Source organism: Asticcacaulis sp. YBE204 (genome assembly GCF_000495855.1).
Classification (GTDB): Bacteria; Pseudomonadota; Alphaproteobacteria; order Caulobacterales; family Caulobacteraceae; genus Asticcacaulis.
The window spans coordinates 38,168-64,318 of record NZ_AWGF01000013.1 but is presented as its reverse complement, the minus strand read 5'-3'; the positions used below and the strand labels follow the sequence as shown (position 1 = coordinate 64,318).

Annotated in this window: 22 protein-coding genes; 19 read left to right on the top strand and 3 right to left on the bottom strand. The window is 59.9% G+C overall.

All coding sequences use genetic code 11. The annotated features are described in order from the left end of the window. Positions 1-198 precede the first annotated feature (198 nt). The 18 genes from dnaE (at position 199) to AEYBE204_RS0120630 (ending at position 20,664) form a co-directional block, all read left to right on the top strand. Positions 199-3,630: a DNA polymerase III subunit alpha gene (dnaE, locus tag AEYBE204_RS34985; RefSeq protein ID WP_023463288.1), complete on the top strand. Its 3,432-nt coding sequence runs from the start codon at positions 199-201 to the stop codon at positions 3,628-3,630. Between the two features lie 275 nt (positions 3,631-3,905). Continuing rightward, entirely contained in the window at positions 3,906-4,673 is a 768-nt protein-coding gene (rpsB, locus tag AEYBE204_RS34980; protein WP_023463287.1) for a 30S ribosomal protein S2, read from the top strand. A 121-nt stretch (positions 4,674-4,794) separates the two neighbouring features. Continuing rightward, on the top strand, positions 4,795-5,700 hold the full coding sequence (gene tsf / locus AEYBE204_RS34975) for a translation elongation factor Ts (protein WP_031231200.1): 906 nt from the start codon (positions 4,795-4,797) through the stop codon (positions 5,698-5,700). 138 nt (positions 5,701-5,838) lie between these two features. Continuing rightward, complete coding sequence (pyrH, locus tag AEYBE204_RS34970) at positions 5,839-6,567, top strand: UMP kinase (RefSeq protein WP_023463285.1); 729 nt, start codon at positions 5,839-5,841, stop codon at positions 6,565-6,567. Between the two features lie 39 nt (positions 6,568-6,606). Then, positions 6,607-7,164: a ribosome recycling factor gene (gene frr, locus AEYBE204_RS34965; protein ID WP_023463284.1), complete on the top strand. Its 558-nt coding sequence runs from the start codon at positions 6,607-6,609 to the stop codon at positions 7,162-7,164. A gap of 48 nt (positions 7,165-7,212) precedes the next feature. Beyond that, on the top strand, positions 7,213-7,980 hold the full coding sequence (uppS, locus tag AEYBE204_RS34960; RefSeq protein ID WP_023463283.1) for a polyprenyl diphosphate synthase: 768 nt from the start codon (positions 7,213-7,215) through the stop codon (positions 7,978-7,980). Beyond that, the gene (locus AEYBE204_RS34955) at positions 7,967-8,836 is read left to right on the top strand and encodes a CDP-archaeol synthase (RefSeq protein WP_023463282.1); all 870 of its coding nucleotides are present in this window, start codon (positions 7,967-7,969) and stop codon (positions 8,834-8,836) included. Before uppS ends, AEYBE204_RS34955 begins: the two co-directional genes overlap by 14 nt. Then, positions 8,833-10,038 (top strand): 1-deoxy-D-xylulose-5-phosphate reductoisomerase, encoded by a 1,206-nt coding sequence (dxr, locus tag AEYBE204_RS34950; RefSeq protein ID WP_023463281.1) that lies wholly within the window; start codon positions 8,833-8,835, stop codon positions 10,036-10,038. Before AEYBE204_RS34955 ends, dxr begins: the two co-directional genes overlap by 4 nt. Positions 10,039-10,077: 39 nt before the next feature. After that, the gene (locus AEYBE204_RS34945) at positions 10,078-11,277 is read left to right on the top strand and encodes an RIP metalloprotease (protein ID WP_023463280.1); all 1,200 of its coding nucleotides are present in this window, start codon (positions 10,078-10,080) and stop codon (positions 11,275-11,277) included. Positions 11,278-11,385: 108 nt separating this feature from the next. Further along, complete coding sequence (gene bamA / locus AEYBE204_RS34940; RefSeq protein ID WP_023463279.1) at positions 11,386-13,791, top strand: outer membrane protein assembly factor BamA; 2,406 nt, start codon at positions 11,386-11,388, stop codon at positions 13,789-13,791. Positions 13,792-13,819: 28 nt separating this feature from the next. Then, positions 13,820-14,470: an OmpH family outer membrane protein gene (locus AEYBE204_RS34935; protein ID WP_023463278.1), complete on the top strand. Its 651-nt coding sequence runs from the start codon at positions 13,820-13,822 to the stop codon at positions 14,468-14,470. A gap of 162 nt (positions 14,471-14,632) precedes the next feature. Further along, positions 14,633-15,637 carry a UDP-3-O-(3-hydroxymyristoyl)glucosamine N-acyltransferase gene (gene lpxD / locus AEYBE204_RS34930; protein WP_023463277.1) on the top strand — a complete coding sequence of 335 codons (1,005 nt, stop codon included), beginning with the start codon at positions 14,633-14,635 and terminating at the stop codon, positions 15,635-15,637. Between the two features lie 8 nt (positions 15,638-15,645). Beyond that, on the top strand, positions 15,646-16,125 hold the full coding sequence (gene fabZ / locus AEYBE204_RS34925) for a 3-hydroxyacyl-ACP dehydratase FabZ (RefSeq protein ID WP_023463276.1): 480 nt from the start codon (positions 15,646-15,648) through the stop codon (positions 16,123-16,125). Beyond that, positions 16,122-16,907 (top strand): acyl-ACP--UDP-N-acetylglucosamine O-acyltransferase, encoded by a 786-nt coding sequence (gene lpxA / locus AEYBE204_RS34920; protein WP_023463275.1) that lies wholly within the window; start codon positions 16,122-16,124, stop codon positions 16,905-16,907. The genes fabZ and lpxA overlap by 4 nt, the downstream gene beginning before the upstream one ends. Beyond that, positions 16,904-17,734 (top strand): LpxI family protein, encoded by an 831-nt coding sequence (locus tag AEYBE204_RS34915; protein WP_023463274.1) that lies wholly within the window; start codon positions 16,904-16,906, stop codon positions 17,732-17,734. The genes lpxA and AEYBE204_RS34915 overlap by 4 nt, the downstream gene beginning before the upstream one ends. After that, entirely contained in the window at positions 17,718-18,896 is a 1,179-nt protein-coding gene (lpxB, locus tag AEYBE204_RS34910; protein ID WP_031231190.1) for a lipid-A-disaccharide synthase, read from the top strand. The genes AEYBE204_RS34915 and lpxB overlap by 17 nt, the downstream gene beginning before the upstream one ends. A gap of 108 nt (positions 18,897-19,004) precedes the next feature. Further along, entirely contained in the window at positions 19,005-20,228 is a 1,224-nt protein-coding gene (locus tag AEYBE204_RS34905) for a serine hydrolase (protein WP_031231188.1), read from the top strand. A 67-nt stretch (positions 20,229-20,295) separates the two neighbouring features. Beyond that, positions 20,296-20,664: a hypothetical protein gene (locus tag AEYBE204_RS0120630; protein ID WP_023463271.1), complete on the top strand. Its 369-nt coding sequence runs from the start codon at positions 20,296-20,298 to the stop codon at positions 20,662-20,664. 48 nt (positions 20,665-20,712) lie between these two features. Here AEYBE204_RS0120630 and gltA read toward each other — a convergent pair whose 3' ends face one another. Then, complete coding sequence (gene gltA, locus AEYBE204_RS34900) at positions 20,713-22,002, bottom strand: citrate synthase (RefSeq protein ID WP_023463270.1); 1,290 nt, start codon at positions 22,000-22,002, stop codon at positions 20,713-20,715. Between the two features lie 75 nt (positions 22,003-22,077). Beyond that, entirely contained in the window at positions 22,078-23,475 is a 1,398-nt protein-coding gene (gene gltX, locus AEYBE204_RS34895; RefSeq protein WP_235068243.1) for a glutamate--tRNA ligase, read from the bottom strand. 91 nt (positions 23,476-23,566) lie between these two features. Here gltX and AEYBE204_RS34890 point away from each other — a divergent pair, with 91 nt between their 5' ends. Next, positions 23,567-25,690 (top strand): ComEC/Rec2 family competence protein, encoded by a 2,124-nt coding sequence (locus tag AEYBE204_RS34890; protein WP_035442211.1) that lies wholly within the window; start codon positions 23,567-23,569, stop codon positions 25,688-25,690. On the opposite strand, the gene AEYBE204_RS34885 is transcribed toward AEYBE204_RS34890, so the two are convergent. Next, on the bottom strand, positions 25,661-26,131 hold the full coding sequence (locus AEYBE204_RS34885) for a hypothetical protein (RefSeq protein ID WP_023463267.1): 471 nt from the start codon (positions 26,129-26,131) through the stop codon (positions 25,661-25,663). The two genes, AEYBE204_RS34890 and AEYBE204_RS34885, sit on opposite strands and share 30 nt — an antisense overlap. Positions 26,132-26,151: the final 20 nt, after the last annotated feature.

Below are 26,151 nucleotides of genomic sequence, written 5' to 3'. Positions count from 1 at the left end.
GCGCGTGGAACAAATGGGGAATACAGAACAAAGCATGAATTAACATCTTTTCAATTCAGGGGATGAAACCATGCTGGCCGTTCATAACATCTTGTCTTTCGCCGCCGTTGCCGCTTTTGTCGTTGTCGTCTGTCAGGTGGCTATGCTGATCGGGTGAATCGCCTGAGACTGCCCGTCGTATAGGATGAGGTTGCGGTTATGAGCGAAAACGGTTTTGTCCACCTGCGTGTGCGCTCGGCCTATTCCCTGCTCGAAGGCGCGATCAAGGCCTACGACATGGGCAAGCTGGCCGCCAAGGCCAACATGCCGGCCATCGCCATCTGCGACCGCGGCAATCTGTTCGGCGCGCTCGAATTTTCGCAGATTTGCAAGGACACTGGCGTTCAGCCGATCGTCGCCGCCGCCATCCCGGTCAAGGGCATTGGCGGGATGCTTTCCGACAAGTGGGCCAAGATCCCGACCATCGTTCTGATCGTTCAGAACGAAAAGGGCTATCTCAATCTCACCGAACTATCGTCCAAGGCCTATGTCGATATCGAGGCCACCGATGAGCCCCATGTCATGTGGGAAGAAGTGGTTAAACGGACCGAAGGCCTGATCCTGTTGTCGGGCGGTCCTGATGGCCCCATAGATCCTCTGTTCAAACAAAACCGCGCCGATGAAGCTTTGGCGGCGCTGTCCGACATGCGAGCGGCGTTTGGCGATCGCTTCTATATCGAACTGCAACGTCATGACGGCAGCGCCAACGGTGGCGTGCGCGGCGGCGAGGCGGAAACCGGCCTCGTCAAATACGCCTACGAACACGATGTGCCGCTGGTCGCCACCAATGATGTCTATTTCGCCGACCGCGACATGTTCAAGGCTCACGAAGCCCTGCTATGCATTTCCGACAGTACCTTCATGGGCGTCGCCGACCGCCGCCGGGTGACCAGGGACCACTGGCTGAAACCGGCGGTCATGATGCGCGAGTTATTCGCTGACCTGCCCGAAGCCTGCGACAATACGATCGAGATCGCCAAACGCTGCGCCTTTCTGGTCGGCAAACGCGATCCGATTCTGCCGCGCTTCGATACCGGGGCCGGGCGGAACGAAAACGAAGAACTGGCCTTTCAGGCGCGTGAAGGGCTCAAGGAACGTCTGCGTCAAGTCGAACCGGCCTTTCCGGAACAGGAGTACTGGGACCGGCTGGAACGCGAAATCGGCGTCATCCAGCGTATGGGTTTTCCCGGTTACTTCCTGATCGTTTCGGACTTCATCAAATGGGCCAAGGCGCACGACATCCCGGTCGGGCCGGGCCGGGGGTCCGGGGCCGGGTCACTGGTGGCGTGGTCGCTGCTGATCACCGACCTCGATCCGCTGCGGTTTGGTTTGTTGTTCGAGCGCTTCCTCAATCCGGAGCGGGTGTCCATGCCCGACTTCGATATCGACTTCTGTCAGGAACGCCGTGAAGAGGTCATCACCTACGTTCAGGACAAGTATGGCCGCGATCGCGTGGCGCAGATCATCACCTTCGGTACGCTTCAGGCCCGCGCCGTGCTGCGCGATACCGGACGGGTGATGCAATTGCCACTAGGGCAGGTGGATCGTCTGTGTAAAATGGTGCCGAATAACCCGGCCAACCCGACGACGCTGGCGCAGGCCGTGGAAATCGAACCACGCCTGAAGGAGGCCCGCGACGAGGAAGAAACCGTCGCCAAGCTGCTCGATACGGCGCTCAAGCTGGAAGGGCTTTACCGTAACGCTTCGACCCACGCCGCCGGTATTGTGATCGGCGACCGCGACCTGACCGAACTGGTGCCGTTGTATCGCGATCCGCGTTCGGATATTCCGGCGACGCAATTCAATATGAAATGGGTCGAAAGCGCCGGTCTGGTCAAGTTCGACTTCCTCGGCCTCAAGACCCTGACGACCCTGAACCGTGCCTGGCACTATCTGAAAAAGCGCGACATCGACGTCAACTATTCGACCCTGCCGCTGGACGATAAGACGACTTACGAACTTCTGGCCTCGGGTCAGTCGATCGGTGTGTTCCAGCTTGAAAGCCAGGGCATGCGCGACACCCTGCGCAAGATGCGCTGCGGCTCGATCGAGGAAATCACCGCCCTGATCTCGCTCTACCGCCCCGGCCCGATGGACAATATCGACACCTATGTTGACCGCAAATTCGGTCGTGCCGATATCGACATGCTGCACCCCAGCCTCGAACCGGTGCTCAAAGAGACCTACGGCGTCATCATCTATCAGGAACAGGTGATGCAGATCGCCCAGATCCTGTCGGGCTACTCCCTTGGTGAAGCCGATCTTCTGCGTCGCGCCATGGGCAAGAAGAAGAAAGAGGAAATGGACTTGCAAAAAGCAAGATTTATTTCCGGTGCTAAGGAGAAGGGCGTTCCCGAAAAGCAATCGGACTCGATCTTCGAACTGGTCAACAAGTTCGCAGGCTATGGCTTCAACAAGTCGCACGCCGCCGCCTATGCCTTTATTTCGTATCAAACCGGCTGGTTGAAGGCCAATCACCCGGTTGAATTCTTCGCGGCCAACATGAGTCTCGATATCGCCAACACCGATAAGCTGGCGGTCTTCTATCAGGACGCCCGGCAATTCGGCGTGACCATTCGTCCGCCTGACATCAACCGTTCCATGGCCGATTTTGACGTTGAAAACGGTGAAGTGCTTTACGCCCTCGGCGCGGTGCGCAATGTCGGCTTCGAAGCCATGCAGTCGGTCGTTTCCATCCGTAAGGAAGGCGGCCCGTTCAAGGACCTGTTCGACTTTCTTGAACGGATCGACCCCAAGGCCGTTAATAAACGCGCTATCGAAAATCTGGCGCGGGCAGGGGCCTTCGACTCGATCCATCCCAACCGCGCCCAAATTGTTCAATCTGCCGACCTGCTGATCGCGCACGCGCAAAGCATGGCAGCGGAACGCGCCTCGGCGCAGGTCAGCCTATTTGGCTCGAATGACTCGTCACGACCGCGCCTGCCCAATATCCCCAAGGCGTCCGGACCGGACGCACTGGACGAAGAGCTTCATGCCGTCGGCTTCTACCTTTCCGGCCACCCGTTGCAGGACATGGTCGATGTTTTCAAACGTCGCAAGGTCACCCTCTATGCCGAGGCGGTCGCTCTGGCGCAGGAAGGTCGCGAAGCGTTCCGCATGGCGGGGGTTGTGCGTCGCCGTCAGGAGCGGGCCTCGGCGCGAACGGGTGAGAAGTTCGCCTTTGTCACCATGTCCGATCCCAGTGGTGAGTACGAAGTTCTGTTCCAGCCCGAAGCTCTGCGCAAATGCCGCGAAAACCTCGAACCCGGTCAATCCATCCTGCTCAAGGTCCGCTGCAAAGGGGCTGATGGCGAGGTGCGGTTCTTCGGCGAGTCCGCCGATCCGCTGGCCGGTAATCTCAAGACCGACGATATGGGACTGCGCCTGACGGTCACGCCACGCGGGTTCGATCTTGAGGCGTTTAAGGCACAACTGGATAATGCACGGGGGCAGGGCGGTGAAATTACGCTCCTCAGTGAAATCGACGGTCACGAAATCGAACTCAAGATGCCGAATCGCTATCGCCTTGATGCGAGCCTGCGCGGTGCCTTGAAATCAATGAACGGCGTCCTATATTGCGAGGATGTATAGAAGAGACGATTTAAAAGCCGTTTCATCTGTATCGGGTTGCCTTCCATCGCAGTATCAACCCAAGGTGCCGCACTTTTTGGCCGATCAGCCTAAAATCGCTTGATTTTATCGTCGATTGTGCCTAGTTGCGCACCATCTCACACGCGGATGCGCGGGTGGGCGTCTTTATCGTCTTTGTTTCAAAGACGGTTTTGACGTTCAACCGTTCCGAGGTTCCGGTTTTGCCGGTGCTTTTTGTCCGCGGAGGTCTATCGGAATTAAAAAGGAAGATTCACATGGCTATGCCTGAACTGTCTATGCGCGCCCTGCTTGAAGCCGGCACGCACTTTGGTCACCAGACCCACCGCTGGAACCCGAAGATGGAGCGTTACCTCTTCGGTTCGCGTTCCAACATCCACATCATCGACCTGTCGCAAACCCTGCCGCTGTTCCATCAGGCCCTGCTGAAGGTGCGTGAAGTTGCCGCCAACGGTGGCCGCGTCCTGTTCGTCGGCACCAAGCGTCAGGCCGCCGGTCCGGTTTCGGTCGCTGCCAAGCGTTCGGCTCAGTACTATGTCAACCACCGTTGGCTGGGCGGCACGCTGACCAACTGGCGCACCATTTCCGGTTCGATCGCCCGTCTGCGCGAGCTGGAGCAGGTCCTCGACAACCCGTCGGGCCGCGCCAAGAAGGAACTGCTGACCCTGACGCGCGAGCGTGAGAAGCTGGAACTGTCGCTGGGCGGCATCAAGGACATGGGCGGTATCCCCGACCTGATGTTCGTGATCGACACCAACAAGGAATCGATCGCCATCCAGGAAGCCCGCAAGCTGAATATCCCGGTGATCGGCATCCTCGACTCGAACTCCGATCCGGACGGCATCACCTATCCGGTTCCGGGCAACGACGACGCCGCCCGTGCGCTGCAACTGTATTGCGACCTGATCGCCGACGCCGTCCTTGACGGTCTGGCCGCCGGTCAGTCGGCTTCGGGTATCGATCTCGGTGCTTCGGAAGCTCCGGTCGAGCCGGCCCTGCTCGCTGAAGAAGCCAGCGAAGCCTAATTTACTCAGGGACGCTAAAAGCGGAGCCTGAGTAAATCAGGCTCCGTCTTTACATACCTGTCACACCCTCGGGCTAAGGAGCCGCCGAGGGTTTAGCTTTTTAAGATTTATGGAGGATTCCATGGCGGAAATCACTGCTGCACTCGTTAAGGAACTGCGCGAAAAGTCCGGCGCCGGCATGATGGATTGCAAGAAGGCCCTGTCCGAGAACGACGGCAATGTCGAAGTCTCGATGGACTGGCTGCGCACCAAGGGCCTGTCCAAGGCTGCCAAGAAGGCCGACCGCGTCGCCGCTGAAGGCCTCGTGGCCGTCGCCTCGAACGGCACGACCTCGGTGGCCGTCGAAGTGAACGCCGAAACCGACTTCGTGTCGCGTAACGAGCTGTTCCAGAACCTGGCGCGCAATGCCGCTCAGGCCGGTCTGGCGGCCGACGCTCCGGAAGCCGTTCAGGAAGCCGTCAACGACGAAATCACCAACCTCATCGCCAATATCGGTGAGAACATGGTCGTTCGCCGCATGGCCAAGCACACCGTCTCGCAAGGCGTTGTCGCTTCGTACATCCATAACGCGATCGCGCCGAACCTCGGCCGCATCGCCGTTCTGGTGGCCGTCGAATCGGCGGGCGATGTCGAAGCTCTGAACGACATGGGCCGCAAGATCGCCATGCACATCGCCGCCACCCAGCCGCTGTCGCTGTCGTCCGACGACCTCGACCCGGCGGCGGTCGAGCGTGAGCGCACCATCCTGACGGAAAAGGCGCGCGAAGAAGGCAAGCCGGAAGCGATGATCACCAAGATCGTCGACGGTCAGATCTCGAAGTTCCAGCGCGAAGTCGTTCTGCTTGAGCAGCCCTTCGTCATGAACCCGGATCAGACCGTGAAGCAACTGATTGCCGACACGGCCAAGACGCTCGGCACCGACGTTGCCGTCACCGGCTTCACCCGTCTCGCTCTCGGCGAAGGCGTGGAAAAGAAGGTGGACGATTTCGCCGCCGAAGTCGCTTCGATGATGAGCGGTAACGCTTGATCTTTTGATCTCAGCACGGTTTAAGGGCGCAGCACCGCAGGGTGTCTGCGCCCTTTCTCTGTTCAAAGAGAAGAAACTGGTTTAGACCATCCGCCAATCTGGTTTGATTCACCCCCAGCCTGACTTTTGAGAGTACCCATGACCGACGCCAGCCCGACCTACAAACGCATCCTCCTGAAAATTTCGGGCGAAGTGCTGATGGGCGAGCAGGGTTTCGGCATCGACATGAACACCGTCAAGGCCGTGGCCGAAGAGGTGGCTGAGGTCGCCCGCATGGGCGTAGAGCTGTGCCTGGTTATCGGCGGCGGTAATATTTTCCGTGGTCTGTCGAAGGCGGCGGTTGGGATGGAACGCTCCAGCGCCGACTATATGGGCATGTTGGCGACCGTCATGAACGCGCTGGCCATGCAGAACGCGCTTGAAAAGCTCGATGTCGATACGCGGGTGCAGTCGGCGATCCAGATGAATGCCGTTTGCGAGCCCTTCGTGCGTCGCCGCGCCATGCGTCACCTCGAAAAAGGCCGCGTAGTGATCTTTGCCGCCGGTACGGGCGCACCCTATTTCACGACCGATACGGCGGCGGCCCTGCGCGCGGCGGAAATGAACTGCGATGCTTTGTTCAAGGGCACATCGGTCGATGGCGTCTATACCGCCGATCCGAAAAAAGACCCTTCGGCGGAGCGTTATGAACGCCTTAGCTATATGGATGTTTTGTCCAAAGATCTGCGCGTCATGGATGCGTCCGCCGTGTCGCTGATGCGCGAAAACGATATTCCCATCGTCGTGTTTTCGATTCGCGAGCCCGGCGCTCTGAAGAAAGTCATCACCGGTCAGGGCGTTCACACCGTTATTTCCGAGCAGGCCTGAGGCCGCTCCAACTGCCAAATACTTAAGCAGAGACATACAATGAGCAAACCCGAACTCAATAAATTCAAGGATCGCATGGACAAGTCCGTGCTGTCGCTCAAGGAAGACTTCGGCGGTCTGCGCACCGGGCGCGCCTCGTCGGGCCTGCTGGAAGGCATCATGGTCGACGCTTACGGTTCGTCGATGTCGATCCTGTCCTGCGCCGCGATATCGGTGCCGGAACCGCGCATGATCAGCGTCAATGTCTGGGACAAGGGTCTGGTCACGCCGGTCGAAAAAGCGATTCGCAACGCCGGTCTGGGCCTCAACCCGATCACCGACGGTCAGACCCTGCGCGTGCCGATCCCGCCGCTGACCGAAGAGCGCCGCAAGGAACTGGCCAAGATCGCCGGCAAATATGCCGAAGAAAAGCGCGTGGCCGTACGCAATGTTCGTCGCGACGCTAATGACGACCTCAAAAAGGCCGAAAAGGACTCGGTTATTTCCGAGGACGAACAAAAGAAGATGACGACCGAAGTGCAGAAGTTCACCGATGAAGCGATCAAGCGCATCGACGAATTGCTCAAGGTCAAGGAAGCGGAGATCATGCAGGTCTAGGATTTCCCTGAACCTGCCTGTCATCACGTCATAAGGGAAGTCGCGTTCATGCCCTCAGGGCCGGACCATATCGCCGAAGGTAAGGCCGCGCCCGCAGGAGGCGCGCCGCTTCACGTTGCGATCATCATGGACGGCAACGGCCGCTGGGCCAAGGCGCGCCATCAGATGCGCACCTTCGGGCACAAGGCCGGGGTCGACGCGCTGAAAAAGACGATCACGGCGGCGGGCGATCTGGGCGTTACCCACATGACGGTGTTCGCCTTTTCAACCGAGAACTGGCGTCGTCCGGCGGCGGAAGTTTCCGACCTGATGGGGCTTCTCAAGGCCTTCATCAAGTCTGATCTCGACCGTCTGGAGCGCGCCGGGGTCTGCGTCCGCATCATCGGTCAGCAGGCCGGTCTGCCCGCGGATATTCTGTCCTGCATTCACGATGCCCACGAACGCACGAAGCATAATTCGCGCTTTTTCCTTCAGGTCGCCCTGAACTATGGGGCTCAGGCCGATATCGTCGAGGCGGCGAAGACGTTTGCGGCGCAGGTACAGTCAGGTGCCGCGCGTGTGGACGATCTGACGCCGGAAAATTTCGGCGGATTATTGTCAACGCACGGTTTGCCGACGCTCGATCTGGTTGTCCGTACATCGGGTGAACATCGTCTGTCGAATTTCCTGCTCTGGGAAGCCGCCTATGCCGAGTTCGTTTTTCAGGACATCCTGTGGCCCGACTACGACGGCGATGCCCTGAAGGCGGCGCTGGACATCTATTACCGGCGTGAGCGGCGTTTCGGCGCGGTCGAGGCGGGTCATGTCCCAGCCTGATACCGGGTCGACGACACTCAAACCGAAGAAATCCTCGCGCGAACTGCTGTTTCGCGTGGCGTCTGCCGCCGTGCTTATTCCGACGGTGCTGGGCATCATCTGGATGGGTGAACTAAATCTGCCGTTTGGCCTGAGCCGCTGGCCGTTCCTGCTGTTGATCAGCGTCGGTGTGGCCTTTCTCAGCCTTGAATGGTCGGCCATGGCGGCACCGAAATGGCCCAACCGCATGGCAGTGGCAATCACCTTGGCGGTACTTTCAGCGGTATTTACGGTTTATCTGTCGAACATCGTGGCGGGCATTGCGGTTTTGAGCTTCGGAACCGTGTGTGCGGGCCTCTATTTTCGCCGTCTCAAAGGTCCGTACCTCGATGCGGCCTATGGGGCTTTCTATATCGGCTGGCCCGCTCTGGTCCTGATCTGGCTTAGGGAAACCCACAACGGCGTCTATTGGGTGTTTTTCGCGTTTCTCATCGCCTGGGCGGCGGACAGCGCGGCTTATATATTCGGCAAGCTGATCGGTGGACCGAAGTTATGGGCTAAATATTCGCCGAACAAGACCTGGGCGGGCTTTGCGGGCGGCATGATTGCGGGGATGCTGACCTCGGGTGCTCTGGCCGACCTGACGGACCTTTTCCAGTCCAATACGGCGGCGCTGATCGTCGGACTGCTGGTCGCCTTTGCGACCATGGGTGGCGACCTGTGGGAATCGATGCTGAAACGCCGGTATGGCGTCAAGGATTCCGGCGCGCTGATCCCCGGCCATGGCGGTCTGCTCGATCGCGTGGACGGGTTGATGTTCGCCATCGTCGCCATTGGCGGCATCCGCTGGCTGGTCATGCTGGGGACGAAGCTATGAGACGGATATCCATCCTCGGCTCGACCGGTTCGGTCGGGGTCTCGACGCTCAACCTGATTGAAGAAACCCTGATGCCGGGTGTGGATTACACGATTGAAGCCCTGTGCGCGGGACGTAATGCCGCGCTTCTGGCTGAGCAGGCGCTGAAATTCCGTCCAGCCGTTGCAGTCATTGCCGACGAGGCCCAATGGCCGCTGTTTCAGGACCTGATGCGTGGTTCGGGCATCGAGATCGCCTGTGGAATAGACGCGGTTGAAACGGCGGCGGCGCGTCAGGCCGACTGGGTCATGGCCGCTATCGTCGGCATCGCCGGACTTAAACCCGTTTGGGCGGCAGCAGGGACGGGGGCGACCATCGCTCTGGCCAACAAGGAAAGCCTCGTCTGCTGCGGCCGCGCTTTGATCGAGCGCGCCGAGGCGGCGGGCGGGCGCATCCTGCCGGTCGATTCCGAGCACAATGCTATTTTTCAGGTCTTCGAGACGACGCAACGCGACCATATCCGCCGACTGATCCTCACGGCGTCGGGCGGGCCGTTCCGGGGCAGGACGCGTGAAGACCTCAAAACCGTCACCCGCGAACAGGCCCTGAAACACCCCAACTGGTCGATGGGTGCCAAGATCACCATCGACAGCGCGACGCTGGCTAACAAGGGGCTGGAACTGATCGAGGCGGCCTATCTGTTCGATATGCCCGCGTCGCAAATCGACGTGCTTGTTCATCCGCAGTCGGTCGTGCATAGCCTCGTCGAATATACCGACGGCTCGACTCTCGCTCAGATGGGGCCTGCGGATATGCGCGTGCCGATATCCTATTGCCTCGGCTGGCCCGACCGCCATCCGTGGAAAGCCCCGGCGTTTGACCTGCGCGCCATCGGCACCCTGACCTTCGACGCGCCGGACGAGGAGGCTTTTCCCATGCTCAGGCTGGCGCGCGAGGCCCTGATGATCGGTGGCCTGATGCCGGTCGTTTTCAACGCGGCGAACGAAGTGATGGTGCAGGCTTTCCTTGCCGGACGCATCGGTTTCCTCGATATTCCCGAGGCCGTGGCCCATGCCATGAAGAAGGCGGAATCGCGCTCTATGGCCTTAACAGTAAATTTAGGCCATGATATCGGGCAAATATTGCTTACGGACGCGGAGACACGCGCCGAACTGGCGGGACGCTGCGGGGCATTCGACGTATCCCAGGCGGCCACGGCGTAAGCGCGGGGTGAAAACGTGGCGACAAGGTACGGATATTAAATGACAATTTTGTTGGGAATTCCGACATTCCTTCTGCTGATCTCACTGATCGTGACGATTCACGAACTGGGACATTTCAGCGTGGCTCGCCTGTTTAAAACGAAGATCGAGCGCTTCTCCGTCGGATTCGGCCCGATCCTTTGGTCACGACGCGACAAAAACGGCGTGCTATGGTGCCTCAGCGCCCTGCCTTTGGGCGGTTATGTCAAGTTTGCCGGCGACGAACATGTGTCTTCCATGTCACCGGATGAGAAAGAATTGCAGGAAGCGCGCCTCGCCATTGCCCAGCGTGAAGGGGCAGGGGCCGAAAAGGCCTATTTCCATTTCAAGCCGGTATGGCAGCGCTTTCTGATCGTGCTGGCCGGTCCTATGGCCAATTTCGCGCTGTCGATCGTTATCTTTGCCGTGGTCTTCATGATCGTGGGCAAGGGCATGTCGCCCGGCACGGTCATGGGGTTCAGCGAAGCCAATGGACCGGGGGTGCGCGGCGGCCTTAAGGTCAATGACCGGATCGTCCGCATTGACGGGCGCGCCATCAAGTCCTCCGAAGACGTCATTATGCTGATTACCATGCGCGGTGACGAACCGACCCGCATCGATCTCGTGCGCGACGGTCAACCGGTGAGCCTTGTGATTACGCCCGAGCGTCGGCTGATTTCCAAGCCTACCGATCCCGTGCCGACCTATGCCGGTCGACTGGCGGTACAGATCGGCGATGGCAAGCCGCGCGCCCTGTGGCCTCACGAAGCCTTGTGGCTGGGGACGCAAAAGACGTGGAACGTGCTTGACACGACGCTGACCTATATTGGCCGCATTTTCACAGGAAAAGAAAACGGCGACCAGCTTTCGGGCATCATCGGCATGACCAAGGCGACCGGTGACATGACCGCCGCCGCGGCGAGCGTGAAGGCTGACCCGGCTCTGGTGGTGGCGAACTGGGCTTTTACCATGCTTCAGTTTGCGGGGTTCATTTCGATCGGCATCGGGTTCGTCAACCTGCTGCCTATCCCGGTGCTCGATGGTGGTCATCTGGTGTTTTACACCTACGAGGCCATCGCGCGCAAACCGCTCAATGCCACCATACAGGGGCTGGGCTACAGATTCGGCCTTGTGGCCTTGTTAGGATTGATGTTGTTCGCTACATGGAATGACCTTAACCGTACCGGGTTCAACAGATTTATAGTGGGACTGTTCTCATGACCGTCATAAACCGTCTCCATACTCACGGGGTTTAGCGGTCGTGCCGCGATTTCCCTCTACCGACACTGCACAAACGACTGCCAACATATAAAGCGGATCCAGAACTTTATGCTCAGCCATAACCTCCCTACGCCGAAGACCTTCCGTCCGCTGGCGGCTTCGGTCAGCCTGTTCGCCCTTCTGGCCGCCGCCGCGCCCGTCATGGCGCAGGAAGCGCCGCCCGCACCGCCGGCCGAACAGCAGCAACAGGCGCCCGCACCGCAGGTCGCTACGATCAGCCGCATCAAGGTCGAGGGGAATGAGCGCATCGACGCCGCTACCGTCATTTCCTACCTGCCGATTCAGGTGGGGCAGACCGTCAACGACGCCCTGATCGACCAGTCGGTCAAGACGCTGTTCCGCACCGAGCTGTTCTCCGATGTGCAGATCGTCATGAACGGTCAGGAAATGGTCGTCAGCGTCGTCGAGGCGCCGATCATCAACCAGGTGGTCTTCGAGGGCAATTCGGCCCTGTCGAAGGACAAGCTGCGCGACGAAGTGACGATCCGCCCGCGCGGCGTCTTCACCAAGGCCAAGGTTCAGGCCGATGTTCAGCGCATCATCGAGCTTTATCGCCGGTCGGGCCGCATCTCGGCGACCGTCACGCCCAAGATCGTCGAACTGCCGCAAAAGCGCGTCGACCTGATCTTTGAAATCAACGAAGGCGTGAAGACCGGCGTCGAAAACGTCAACTTCGTCGGCAACAAGGCCTATTCGGACAACGAACTGGCCGGTGTAGTCGTGACGCGCAAGTCGCTGTGGTGGAAGTTCTTCTCCTCGAACGACAACTACGATCCGGACCGTATGGATTACGACCGTGAGCAGTTGAAGAAGCACTACACCAACCGCGGCTATTACGATTTCCGCGTCGTCTCGGCGGTGGCCGAACTGACGCCGGACCGCAAGGACTTTGTCATCACCTATACGCTCGATGAAGGTCAGAAGTACAATTTCGGCCGCGTGACGGTGAAGACCGAGAACGACAAGCTCAACGGTGAAAACCTGGCGCGCATCCTGCCGATCCAGCCGGGTCAGCTTTACGAAGCCGACCTGATCGAAAAGTCGGTCGACACCCTGACCTATGCGGCGGGGCAGGCGGGCTTCGCCTTCGTGGACGTGCGTCCGCGCGACGAGGGCAATGCCGAAAGCAAGACCGTCGACGTGACCTTCAACGTCCGCGAAGGTGCCCGCGTCTATATCGACAAGATCGACGTGGTGGGCAATGCCCGCACGCTGGACCGCGTCGTGCGTCGCGAAATGCTGGTCTCCGAAGGCGACGCCTATAACAAGGCCCTGATCGAACGCTCCAAGATGTTCGTCAACGCGCTCGGCTTCTTCAAGGAAGCGGACATCAAGGAAACGCCGGGTTCAGCGCCCGACCGCACCAATATCCGCGTCGAGGTGACCGAGCAGCCGACGGGCGAACTCAGCTTCGGGGCCGGTTTCTCGTCCTACGAAAAGTTCATTCTCGACGTCGGCATCACCGAGCGCAACTTCCGTGGCCGCGGTCAGAACGTCCGGGCGCGCGTCTCGCTGGGCTCGATTCAGAAGAACGTCGACCTGTCCTTCACCGAGCCGCATTTCATGGGCCGCGACATTTCGGCGGGTATCGACATCTTCTCGAGTTCCTACGAATACGAAGGCGTAAGCTATTCGACCAAGACCAATGGCGCGGGCCTGCGTCTGGGTTACAGCCTCAACGGCTATTCGATCCTGCGTCTGCGCTATAACCTGCGCAACGACGAACTGTCGACGACCACGTCCTCGGCCTGTGACGACCTGCTCTATTCCTGCGGCAACGGCGTGACATCGAGCGTCGGCTATACCCTGTCCTTCGACCGCCGCAACGATTACGTCATGGCGACGCGCGGCTGGCAGACGATCCTGCGTCAGGATTTCGCCGGTCTGGGGGGCGATTCGAAATATATTCGCTCGGAACTTGAAGCCCATTGGTACCACGGCTTCCGCAAGGATATGATCCTCCACGTTCAGGGTCTGGCGGGGAACATCACGCCGACCAACGGTGACTCGATCCGCATCAACGATCGTTTCTTCAAGGGGGGCACCACGTTCCGCGGCTTTGAAAATGCCGGTATCGGTCCGCGCGATACCAGCTCGACCTATTCGCTGGGCGGGGAAACCTACGCCATCGGCACGGTCGAACTGGGTATCCCCAACGGTCTGCCTGAGCAATACGGCCTTAAAACCGCTTTGTTTGTGGATTTTGGTACCATGGGCGGTGTCGACGACCGTCTGAAATATTGCAGCGCTACCCAGGCTGCCGCCGGCTCGTGCGTCGCCGGTGCGCGTCTGGACTACATAAAGGACGACTTCTCGCTGCGGGCCGCCGCAGGTATCACCATCCGCTGGAAATCCCCCATGGGGCCGATCCAGTTCGATATCAGCCAGCTCCTGAAGCGCGAAGACTACGACAAGACCGAAACCTTCCGTTTCTCACAATCGACCCAGTTCTAATCTACTTCGGATGAAGAGTTCCCACACCATGAAAAAGCAACTTCTGATCACTGTCTGCGGCCTCTCGGCGCTCGTTCTCGCGTCGGCGGCCTCGGCTCAGGCCCCGGCCGCCCAGCAGCCGCAGACCAAGCCCGGTCCGGTGATCGCCGGCGTCTGCGTCTATTCGAACGAAGCCGTCATGGCCAACGCCGCCATCGCCAAGGCCGCCGCTACGCGCCTTGAGCAGATCAACCAGCAGGCCGAAGCCGAACTGGGTCCGGACGTGACCGCGCTCGAAAAGGAACGCGCCAGCCTTGCCGCTCAGCAAAAGACCCTGACCAAGGAAAAGTTCGAGCCCCTGGCTCAGGCCTTCTACACCAAGGCCAAGGCGTTCCAGGACAAGGCGTTTATCGTCAATCAGGAACTGGGCCGCACCGAGCAGCAGGCCAATGTCCTGATCGCCCAGCAGGTCGGTCCGGTCCTGTCGTCGGTCTATGAGACCAAGAACTGCGGTGTGCTGGTCGACCGCAAGGCCGTCCTGTTCGCCAACCCGGCGATGGACATCACCGGCGACGTCATCAAGAAACTGGACGACTCCAAGGCCACCGTCGACATCAAGCGCGTCGTCCTGCCGGAAGCCGATCGTCAGAAGCTGCTGAAAGCCAAGGCCGAGCAAGACGCCCAGCAACAGGGCGGCTAATACCCGCACCGCTAAAACACGTTCAAACGTGTTTCAAAAACTTGAGCCCAAAACTTGAGCCTTGTCCAAAAATGTGCGAAGCCATTTGTCTGGACAAGGCTCAACCGTTTTTAAAGTCCGGATAAAACCGGTTTTACAAACGATATCAGGACATCACGGGGCATGCCCGATCTGAGATTTTTCGACGTGGGGGCGCGGATCGGTCTGGATCAGGTCGCGGCCCTGACCTTCGCTTCGGTTGGCAAGGCCGAAGGCTTCGTATCCGGCTGCGCGCCGTTGTCGGCCGCCGGTAAAGGCAAGGCCTCCTATTTCAGCGACCGCCGTTACCTTCTCAATCTGCAAAAAACCCACGCGGAATATGTCTTTGTCTGTTCGGCCGACGTAGACAATGTGCCGCCGCATTCCATTCCACTGGTCACCGCCTCGCCTCAGGCGTCGTGGTCGCGGTTGGCGGCCAGGCTATATACGCCCAAGGTTCACGACGGTTCCCAGGCCATTCATCCGACGGCACGGATCGAGGACGGGGTAAGCCTCGGCGTCGGCGTCGTGGTGGGGCAGAATGTCGAAATCGGGCGCGGATCGCGCATCGAAGCCTATACGGTCATCGGACCGGGCTGCACCATCGGTCGCGATTGCCTGATCGGGGCGCATTCCACCATCTATTGCGCCTTGATCGGCGACCGGGTGCATTTGTCGTCGGGCGTGCGCATCGGTGAAGCCGGGTTCGGCGTATCGGGTGACAAGCTGGGCCTGATCGATGTGCCGCAACTGGGTCGGGTCATCCTTCAGGACGACGTGTCGATAGGCGCGGGGACCTGCGTCGATCGCGGGGCGTTCGATGACACGGTCATCGGCGAAGCTACGAAGATCGACAATATGGTGCAAATCGCCCATAACGTTAAGATCGGACGTAACGTCATCGTGGCGGCGCATTCGGGCCTGTCGGGGTCTGTGCAAATCGGCGACGGTGCCATGTTCGGCGGTCGGGCCGGGGTCATTGACCATATCGAAATCGGCGAGGGGGCCAAGGTCGCCGCCGGTGCTATTGTGTTCAAGAATGTCCCTCCGGGACAAATGTGGTCGGGCTTTCCGGCCAAGCCGTCGCGGCAGTTTCTGCGCGAATCGGCCTGGCTGGCCAAGGCTGCGTCCTCCAAAGACAAGGGTTAAACGGAACCATGACGATCGAAAATGCGCCTGAAGCTGAAACCGGTATCGCCGTAGGCTATGCCGAGGTTTTAAAGCGACTTCCGCATCGCTATCCTTTCCTGCTCATCGACCGGGGCGAGGAGTGGATAAAGAACAAGAGCATGGTCGGCATCAAGAATGTCACCTTTAACGAGCCGTTCTTTCAGGGGCATTTCCCTGAAAACCCGGTCATGCCGGGCGTTTTGATCATCGAAGCCCTGGGTCAGACGGGTGCCGTGCTGATGTCGAAATCGCTCGAGGTTTCGGTCGAAGGCAAGACCATTTTCTTCCTCGGCGTCGATGGCGTGAAGTTCCGCAGCCCCGTCCGTCCGGGCGATCAGCTGCGCATGCATGTCGAGGTAACGCGTCATCGCGGTGACGTGTTCAAGTTCAGCGGCAAGGCCTATGTCAACGGCAAGATATGCTGTGAATGCGAGTTCGCCGCCATGGTTGTCGAGAACCCGCAATGAGCATTCACCCGACCGCCATCATCCACGACGGTGCGACCCTGGGCGAAGGCGTCACGATCGGGCCGTGGTCCATCGTCGGGCCTCAGGTCGTCCTCAAGGATCGCGTGACGCTGCAATCCAGCGTCGTCATCGAAGGCCATACCGAAATCGGTGAAGACACCATCGTCCATCCATTTGCCGTACTGGGCGGTACGCCGCAGCATCTGGCGCACAAGGGCGAAGACACACGGCTGATTATCGGCGCGCGCAACCATATTCGCGAACACGTCACCATGCACACCGGTACCGTCAAGGGCGGCGGCGTGACGACGGTCGGCAACGACTGTTTGCTGATGGTCGGCAGTCACGTGGCGCACGACTGCGTCGTCGGCAACAATGTCGTTCTGGCCAACAATGCTTCGCTGGGCGGCCATGTCCAGGTCGGCGATTACGTGTTTCTTGGCGGCCTGTGCGGCATCCATCAGTTCGCGCGCATCGGCCGTTACAGCTTTGTCGGCGGCGCGGCGATGGTGACCAAGGACGTCATTCCCTACGGTTCGGTGTGGGGCAACCACGCGCGCCTCGAAGGTCTGAATCTGGTCGGGCTCAAGCGTCGTGGATTTTCGCGCGATCTGATTCTGGCGCTGCGCACGGCCTACCGCATGATGTTCGCGCCGGAAGGCACGTTTCAGGAGCGTCTCGACGACGTGCTGGAAAATTTCAGCGATATTCCTCAGGTGGTTGAAATCGTTCAGTTCATCCGCGAAGACTCCAACCGTCCCATCTGCCTGCCTGTCGAATGACCAAGCTGGGTCTGATCGCCGGGGGCGGACTGGCGCCGGTGGAAATCGCGCGCTATCTGAAAGCCTCGGGGCGCGACTATTGCATCATCCGTCTGGCAGGACTGGCCGATGAGGAGCTGAGCGCTCACCCCGGCCACGACATCGATATCGGCCACTTCCAGCAGATTTTCGTGGCTTTGGCGCAGGAAGGCTGCAAGGCCGTCTGCATGGTGGGCTACGTCAAACGCCCGGACTTCGATACGCTGAAGCGCGACGAAGGCGGTGCGGCGCACCTGCCGTCGATCCAGCAGGCCGGACGCGGCGGCGATGATTCGCTCCTGCGGCAAGTTGCCCGGGTGTTTGAATCTCAGGGCTATGCCATAGAGGGCGCGCACGAGGCCAATCCGGAACTGCTGCTCGACAACGGCGTTCAGGCCGGGCCCGAACCTTCGGCGGCGGCGCTTGACGACGTCAACGAAGCCTTCCGTATCGCCAACGCCATCGGCGCGCTCGATATCGGGCAGGCGGTCGTTGTAGCGGGCAAGATCACGCTGGCGGTCGAGGCACAGGAGGGCACGGACGCGCTGTTGCAGCGTATTCAGACCCTGTCGCCGGTGCTGATCGGTCGTGAGAGCGCGCGCAAGGGTGTGCTGGCCAAGGTCGCCAAACCGATACAGGATCTGCGCCTCGACATGCCGACAATCGGTGTCCAGACAGTCGAGGCGGCGGCGGCGGCGGGATTGGAAGGGATTGTCGGTCAGGCGGGGGCGCTGCTGGTCGTCGACAAGGCACGGACCTATGCCCGTGCCGCACAGTTGGGATTGTTTATCTATGGTCACGCCCCTTAAACTAATGATCGTGGCCGCCGAAGCGTCCGGCGACACGCTGGGGGCCGGGCTGATCCGCGAATTGCAGGCGCAGTCCTCAATGCCGCTCGCCTTTTTCGGCGTCGGCGGCAAACAGATGGCCGAACTGGGGATCGAGAGCCCGTTCGATATCGCGCAATTGTCGATCCTCGGTATGGTCGAGGGGCTCAAGGCCTATAAACGCGTCAAGGCGCGGGTGGCCGATACGGTGGCTCTGGCTCAACGCGAAAAGCCCGATGCGGTAATCCTGATCGATTCCTGGGGTTTCACCCTGCGCGTGGCGCATGGCATTCGCGCCGTCATGCCCGACGTGGCGCTGATCAAATATGTCGGCCCTCAGGTATGGGCGACGCGCCCCGGTCGCGCGAAGACCTTGGCGCAAAGCGTTGATCTGCTTCTGGCCTTGCATCCGATGGACGCGCCCTATTTTGAAAAAGAGGGGCTGCAAACCGTCGTCGTCGGCAATCCGGCGCTGAATGTCGATTTCTCCAAAGCCGATCCGGAAGACTTTCGTGCGCGTCAGGGCCTCGGCGCCGACGATCCGTTCGTGCTGGTGCTGCCGGGCAGCCGTCCGTCCGAGATCCGGCGTCTGATGCCGACGTTCCGGGGCACGCTGGAGCGCCTCGCTGCCGAACATCCCGCCCTCAAATTCGTCATGCCGGTCGCCGATACCGTGCGTGGTCTGGTGCATGAAGGTTTGGCTGGTCTGACCATCCCCGTGACCCTGATCGAGGATGAAGCCGATAAACTGTCGGCCATGCGTGCGGCGACCGTGGCACTGGCCTGTTCCGGAACTGTCTCGACCGAACTGGCGCTGGCCGGGTGTCCGATGGTCATCGCCTATAAGGTCGAACCCCTTACCTTCTTTATCTTCAAGCACATTTCGCCGCTCAACCACGTGACCCTGTTCAACATCATGGCAGGCAAAACAGTCGCGCCGGAGTTCATCCAGAACGATTGCTCGGTGGATAATCTGGTCGCCGCCGTCGATGCACGTTTGACCGACAAGACCTTACGCGATACCCAGCGCGAGGAACAGTTTGCCGCGCTTGATCTGATGGGGCGGGGGCAACCGGCCCCGGCAAAACTGGCCGCCGCGGCCGTTCTGGATCACCTGAATGTTAACCCCAAGGTAACCAATTAGGTTGAAACTTTCCCATAGCTTATTACATTAAGCCATTGTTCCCATAGGATTCTGATGACGCGCACGATGTGATCCGCCGTCATCGGGCCAAGGTTTGATTTAGCACCGATGTTTGATCCCAGGCAAAAACAGGGGGGATTTACGCGCCGCGCCGCTGTGGTCGCCGGGTTGGCCTCGCTCGGTGGCAGCGCCGTGCTGAAAGTTGTGCCGATCGAACTGCCGACCTTTGCCGCCAAGCCAAAGACCCCGCTGCTGAAAGACTGGCCTACCCTCGACGCCATGGCCCGGACTTTGATCGATACGCGCCTGACGCCCGGCCTGAGCCTCAGCGTCATGCGCAAGGGCGTGATGCTCTATTCCAAAGGCTTCGGCATCGCCAATATCGACACCGGCGATACCGTTACGCCGCAGACGACCTTGCGCATCGCTTCGATTACCAAGCAATTTACCGCCGCCGCCATCCTTTTATTGCAGGAGCGGGGGTTATTGAGCGTCAACGATACCCTGTCGCGTTTCCTGCCCGATTTTCCGCGCGCTGGCGAAGTCACGCTTAGCCAGTTGATGAGCCATACCTCCGGCATGGGCGATTACGTCAACCGACAGGACATGGCGATACTAACCGAGGCCCAGAACCGCGACTACACGGCGGATGACGTTCTGAAACTGATCCGGGCCGGAAAGCCATTATATCGCTTCGGTCCGGGCCTCGGCTGGGCCTATTCCAATTCCGGCTTCACGCTTTTGTCGATCGTCGTCGAGCAGATGTCGGGTATGGGCTTCGCGGATTTTTGCGAACAGCACCTGTTCAAACCGGCGGGCCTTGTCCACACGACGATTGATCGTAGCTGTGCGGTGGCCAATACGGCAACGCGTGGCTATACGCCTTCGGGCCGCGGCTTTAATCCAAACGTACCGGTGTCCCCCAGCTTCCTCAGTGGGGCCGGGGCCATGCGTTCGACCAGCGAAGACCTGTGCCAGTGGCACGCCGCGCTTCTGGGCGGCAAGGTGCTTAAGACCGAAAGCCTGAACGCCATGCTCAGTCCGGCCTTGTTGCGTAACGGGCAACCGGCGTGGGAACGCGAAGGCGGCACCGAACCGCTGAACTACGGGTTCGGACTGGGGGTCGGGACGCTCGATAATCACCGATACTGTACCCACGGTGGCCGTATCAACGGCTTTACCGGGCACCTGCGCAGCTTCCTCGACGAGCAGGTGACGGTGTCCATTCTTTATAACTGCGATGGTGGTGGTTCGGCGCATTTCGGCGCGGCTCAGAAGGCGCTGAGAATCGAAGCGTCGCGACTAGGGCTCGAAGACGCGGGCAAAGCCTGATGTCACGCCATCCCGACCTGCACCGGTTGAACATCCTCGTTGGTGTTGGGACACGACGATTACCCAAGTGAACGCCGACGGCAGCGCGGGGGAGGTATCTTCGGCCACGGACAGTTACCGCTGGGCCAATCGGTTTTTCCTGTTTCATGACGTCGATGCCGTCATGAACGGTCAAAGGCTGCGGTCGCTTGAAATCATATCGCTGGGAGGCGACGGCGTCTATGCCACGCGCAGCTACGACGCCGACGGATCGGTCAATGACTTCACCGCACAACTCGACGGCTGCCGCTGGACGATAAGCGGCGCGGTTCAACGCTTCGACGGACGCTTCGGCAACGACGGTCAAACACTGTCAGGCCTGTGGGATATGCGCGACGACGAGATATGGAAACCTCTGATGAGGGTCGAACAAAAGCGCCCCAGATCGGAGACATAAAAAACCCGCCGGAGCGTTCCGGCGGGTTTTCTTTGGCAGATGCAGCGATTAACCGCGTTGGGACACCGGAACGAAGTCGCGGGCGGCGGAGCCGGTATAGAGCTGACGAGGACGGCCGATCTTCTGACCTGGATCCTCGATCATTTCCTTCCACTGGGCGATCCAGCCCACGGTGCGCGCCAGAGCGAACAGCACGGTGAACATGGTGGTCGGGAAGCCCATGGCCGACAGGGTGATACCCGAATAGAAGTCGACGTTCGGGAACAGCTTGCGCTCCATGAAGAACTCGTCGTTCAGGGCTACGGCTTCCAGTTCCTTGGCGACGAGGAACAGCGGGTCGTTTTCACGGCCCGTGGCGGCCAGCACTTCGTAGGCCGAGGTCTGCATGACCTTGGCGCGCGGATCGTAGTTTTTGTAGACGCGGTGACCGAAGCCCATCAGCTTGTACTTGCGATCCTTGACGCCGGCGATGAACTCAGGGATGCGCTCGGGTGTGCCGATTTCCTTCAGCATGTTCAGCGCTTCTTCGTTGGCACCACCGTGTGACGGACCCCACAGGCAGGCGATGCCGGCGGCGATACAGGCGAACGGATTTGCGCCCGACGAACCGGCCAGACGGACGGTCGAGGTCGAGGCGTTCTGTTCGTGGTCAGCGTGCAAAATGAAGATGCGGTCCATGGCGCGGACCAGCGCCGGATCGACGACATAGTCCTCCGCCGGGACGGCGAAGCACATGCGCAGGAAGTTTTCGGCGTAGCTGAGGTTGTTTTTCGGATGAACGAAGGGCTGGCCGACGCTGTATTTGAAGGCGCGGGCGGCGATCGTCGGCATCTTGGCGATCAGGCGATGGGCCGAGATTTCACGCTGCTTGGCGTCCTGAATGTCGAGGCTGTCGTGATAGAAGGCCGACAGGGCACCGACAGCACCCGTCATGATCGCCATCGGGTGAGCGTCACGGCGGAAACCGTCGAAGAAGCGGTCGAACTGCGCATGCAGCATGGTGTGGCGGGTAATGGTGCTTTCGAATTCTTCGTATTCCGACGCCGTCGGCAGTTCGCCGTGCAGCAGCAGGAAGCAGGTCTCAAGGAAGCTCGATTGCGAGGCCAGCTGATCGATCGGGTAGCCGCGGTGCAGCAGCACGCCCTTGTCGCCGTCGATGAAGGTGATCTTCGATTCGCACGACGCGGTCGAGGTGAAACCGGGGTCGTAAGTGAAGGCGTCGGACTGGGCGTAAAGCTTACGGATGTCGATCACGTCCGGGCCAAGCGTCCCCTTCATGATCGGCAGATCGATGACCTGTTCGCCGACGGTAATCTTCGCGGGAGTGTTCTGGGTCATGAAGTGCTTACCTCTTGATCTTTTGTGTGCAATGCAAACGGCATTTTCGTTGCACCTGCTATATAAAGTGCCAAACTAAATGAAAAGAGCCTGCTTGAGACGGGCGAGAGACTCGTCACGTCCTAGGGCGGTTAAAGTACGCGAAATATCAGGTGCAGGTTGTCCGGCGGACAGGATTCCGCGCAAAACGGGACCTACCTTTCCGAAGCCAACCTGTTCATTTTCAACGAATTTTTTCAACAATTGGTCCAGAGAGTCAGCGTCCCAATTTGTCTGACTTAACAACTTTTCGTGAAGTCGCGTCAGCCGTTGTAAAGTTTCCTCAGTCAGAAGATTTTTCGTCTTTTCGTCAAGAGTGAAATCGGTTTTCGCCAGTGCAAAGGCACATAAATCTGCCAGTTCCGGAATCGTTTTTGCCCGCTCCACGACCTGCGGCAGGGCGCGCATGAGGATGTTTTCGGCGTGATCCGGCACATCACCACGCGTCCGCAGCACGTCCATGACCAGCGCCGTCAGACGCTCCGGCGCGCATTCGCGCAGCCAGTGGGCATTGACATGGGCCAGCTTAGCGAAGTCGAGGCGGGCGGGGGCCTTGTTGATGCCGGTGACGTCGAACCAGTCGATCATCTGCGCATCGGTGAAGATTTCGTCGTCGCCGTGCGACCAGCCGAGCCGCGCCAGATAGTTGCGCATGGCTTCGGGCAGGTAGCCGAGGTCTTCATAATCGCCGACGGCCTGCGCGCCGTGACGTTTGCTCAGTTTGGCGCCATCCGGGCCATGGATCAGCGGGATATGGGCGAAGGTCGGCACGTCCCAGCCAGCGGCCTGATAGATCAGGCTCTGACGGGCGGCGTTGTTCAGGTGATCGTCGCCGCGGATGATATGGGTGACCCCCATGTCGTGATCGTCGACCACGACCGCCAGATTATAGGTCGGCGTGCCGTCGGTGCGCAGCAGGATCAGGTCGTCCATATCCTTGGTGTTGAAGCGCACCGTGCCCTGCACCGCGTCTTCGATGATCAGCGGCGCGTCGAGCGGACCTTTGAAACGAATGACGTGCGGTTGCGCCAGTTGGTCGGCGTCCGGCGTACGGTCGCGCCAGATAGACCGCAGGGCGCGGCCCTCGGCCTTGGCCAGTTCGCGCGCGGCCTCGGTCTCTTCCGGCGTCATGAAACAGGCATAGGCGTAGCCGCTCGCGTAAAGCTGCTGTACGACCTCTTTGTGGCGGGCTTCGCGGGTCGATTGAAAGACGATGGGCTCGTCCGTATTGAGCCCCAGCCAGTCGAGGCCCTTGAAGATGGCATCCACGGCGGCCTGCGTCGAGCGCTCGCGGTCGGTGTCCTCGATGCGGATCAGGAAACGGCCGCCGGTATGTTTGGCGTACAGCCAGTTGAACAGGGCCGTGCGCGCCCCGCCGATATGCAGGTAACCGGTGGGCGAGGGAGCGAAGCGGGTAACTACGGGTTGCGTCACGTAAAAAGCCATATGATAGTAAAGACGCGCCCTTATACGCTTCCTGAGCGGGGATAACAGGGGGCGTGGCGGGGGAGCGGTGAATTTTTCTGTGGCGTCTGTGCGAGAATGGCTGAGTGAGGCGGCGCGTGACGCCGTGTCGGCACAGGCGGGTCGCCTGATCCTGTGGATGCCGGTGGCGCTGGGCGGCGGCTGCGCGGTTTATCTCAGTCTGAAATTCGAACCGGCCCTGTGGATGGCGCTAGGGTTTGTGGTGGTTTGCGCGGCATTGGTTTGGGGTGTCCGGCGTTTTGGCGCATTGCCATATGTGACAAATATTGCATGGCTTTTTCTCGCCTTCGCGGTGGGTTTTGCGGTGTGCAGGGTGCGCACGGAACGCGTGGCCGCACCGGTGCTATCGGGTGTAGAAACCCAGTTCCGCATCGAGGCCGTGGTGATCGACGTCATCGGCAGCGACACCGATACGCCGCGTCTGCTCGTTGCGCCGTTGAAGATGTCAGGTCTGTCACCGGGAGAGACGCCGATCCGGTTGCGCCTCAGTCTGCGTCAGGTGCCGGAGGGTATCGCGCCCGGTCAGGCCATCCGCGCCTTTGCCATCGTCAATCCGCCCGCCGCGCCGAATATCCCCGGCGGATTCGACTATGCGCGGACGGCGTGGTTCGATGCCATCGGCGGTGTCGGCTTCGTGCCGGGGAAGGTCGTGCAAATCGAAGCACCGCCCATGTCGGGGCGGCTGAAAGGTATGGTAACGCTGAACCAATGGCGGTGGCAGATCACGCGCCATATCGTTAGCGTCCTCGACGGTCAGGCCGGACAAGGGACGCGGTTAGGTGGATTTGCTGCCGCCTTGGTGACCGGTCATCAGGCTTATCTGGCACCTGAACTGGTCGAAGATATGCGCGACAGCGGACTGGCGCACATCCTGTCGATCTCAGGTCTGCATATGGCGATCGTCGGAGGCTTTGCCTTCTTCGCCTGCCGCGCGGGACTGGCCCTGATCCCGGCTGTGGCCCTGCGTTATCCGATCAAGAAATGGGCCGCAGGGTTCGGCATCTTTGCGGTAATGATCTATCTGGCGATCTCCGGTGCGCCCGCCCCGGCCATCCGCGCCGCCGTGGTCGCCATCGTCGCCTTCGGGGCCATCCTGCTCGACCGGCGGGCTTTGAGTTTGCGAGCGCTGGCGCTCGCAGCCATCGTGGTGCTGTGCCTGATGCCCGAAGCGGTGTTCGAACCGGGCTTTCAGATGTCGTTCTGCGCCACGGCAGCGTTATTGGCGCTTTCGGAAAGCCTACCGTCCGTACCCAAAGAACTCAGCGTGCCGTGGTGGGTAAGGGCATGGCAGGGGTTCTGGCGGGGGATATGGATCTCGATTGTGGCTTCGACCGTGGCCGGTCTGGCGACCACGCCGTTCGGCATTTTCTATTTCAATCGCGCTCAGATGTACGGCCTTATCGCTAATCTGCTGGAAGCGCCGATCACCGGTTTTGTCATAATGCCGGGGTTAGCGGTCGGAACCGCGCTCAGTGCGACGCCCTTGGGTACGCCGTTTCTGTGGCTGGCCGGATGGGGTTTATGGCTGATCGACCGCATCGCCGGGTTCGTCGCGCATCTGCCGGGAGCGGTCGCCGCCGTATCGAGCCCACCGGACATCGCGCTATTGCTGTCGTTCGCTGGAGTTTTGTGGTTGTGTCTGATCCGCGGTAAGGCGCGCTGGCTGGGTATGATCGCGGCACTAGCCATCCTCTATTGGCCGCGCGAAAAAGCGCCTGATCTTTGGCTGCATGCCGAGGCTGCTAATGCGGCGGTTCAGATCGACGGCAAGGCCTATGCACTGAGGGCGAAGGTTCAGCAATATGGCTATGAACAATGGGTCAAGCGCTATTCCCTGACACCGGAAGAGACGCGATTGATGCAGGATTATCAGTGCAAAAGCTATGTCTGTATACCGACACAAACAGCACCCTACAGCGTGGGTTTCGCGTTCGGCAAAAAGCCGCCCAAAATTGAAAATCTGGAAGCCCTGTGTCGGTCAGCAAAGCTGGTCGTAATCCGCAGCGCGATCGAGTCGTGGCCGGAGTCCTGCAAGGGCGTCAACCGCATCACGGCGGCGGATTTCGACCGATTGGGGGCGATGGAACTGAACCGCAATCTCAACGGGACTTGGGCTATCAAGGCCGCCCAGCCCTTACGCGGCAATCGCCCATGGACCAGATAAAGGTCGGTCTTCATTGTCGTCACGCGTAATCCTTACTTTCCGGATTTGCAGCCGCACAGCGCGCGTCGTCCGATGGGTTTTAAGGCGAACAACGCCGGTAATAGTTTTGAAACGGCTCAGGATAGTCGCTTTCAGATGCACGAAGGTTGCGTTCAGGCGCGTACCTGCATTCATCAGCATAACCGCTGCCATGACTTCGACATAGGCGGCCATATCGCCTGCCGCCAGAAGCGCGATTTCCACGGGAAAGGCGTAGGCGAAAACAAACGACCCGGCGACCAAGGCCAGAATGAAAATCAGTTTGGGTAGTGTCATCCGGTTCAAAGCGTCCGCGGCCTTGTTAAACACGTGCCGCCGCAAGCTTTTGGCCAGCGATGTTTCCGGAAAACACAGAACGACAAGTATGGCTAGCGCCAGCGCACTCAAAAGAAAAAGCCCCATACCCACCTCGCTAAAAAGGC